This is a genomic window from bacterium endosymbiont of Bathymodiolus sp. 5 South, assembly GCF_900128535.1.
GTDB lineage: Bacteria > Pseudomonadota > Gammaproteobacteria > PS1 > Pseudothioglobaceae > Thiodubiliella.
In genome coordinates this window covers 1-844 of sequence record NZ_FQTR01000422.1, presented here as the reverse complement: position 1 = coordinate 844, position 844 = coordinate 1, and the positions used below count along the sequence as shown (strand labels likewise).

At 37.0% G+C, this 844-nt stretch carries 1 protein-coding gene; it reads left to right on the top strand.

Annotated features, from left to right (window positions below):
* Positions 1-778, top strand: a 778-nt coding sequence (locus BBROOKSOX_RS11950) for a virulence RhuM family protein (protein ID WP_139662122.1), incomplete at its 5' end; no start/stop codon positions are given.
* Between the last annotated feature and the right edge of the window lie 66 nt (positions 779-844).

The following is an 844-nucleotide window of genomic DNA, read 5'->3' as shown; positions in this document are numbered from 1 at the left end:
TTCCGATTTTTCTACCAAGCCGACCAATTTTTACAATCTTGATGTCATTATTTCAGTAGGTTACCGAGTAAAATCCCACAGAGGGGTACATTTTAGAAAATGGGCAACCGCACTTATCAAAGAGTATCTGATAAAGGGCTTTGCCATGAACGATGACCTGCTAAAAGAAGCAGGCGGTGGAAACTACTTTGATGAACTTTTGGCGCGTATTCGTGATATTCGTTCATCGGAAAAGGTGTTTTGGCGTAAGGTGCTAGATGTTTATGCCACCAGTATCGACTACGACCCTCAAACTGAACAATCGCTTATGGTTTTTAAAACCATCCAAAATAAAATGCACTGGGCAAGCCATGGAGAAACCGCCGCCGAAACTATTTACAGGCGAGTAAATTCAAAAAAAGAACATATCGGCTTAACCAGCTTTAAAGGTGAAATACCGACAAAAAAAGAGGTAGAAATCGCTAAAAATTATCTTGCCGAAGATGAATTGAATATTTTGAATAGAATGGTCACCGCATTTTTAGAAATTGCAGAAATTCAAGCGTTAGACCGAACGCCCATGTATATGGCAGATTGGATTAAGCAGTTAGATAGTTTTTTGAAAATGACGAATAAAGATATTTTGCAACACTCAGGAGCAGTCAGTCATCAAAAAGCCATTGAAAAAGCACACAGCGAATATAAAACTTATAAAGAGAAAATAAAAAATCGAATTACACAGGTTGAGAAAGATTTTATCAAGCAAATTGAAAGTAAAACCAAAGGCTTGAAACAATGAAGTTTACCGAAGCAAAATTAGAACAGGCTTTTATTGAGCTATTAGAAATTGAAGGTTTTCCGCATT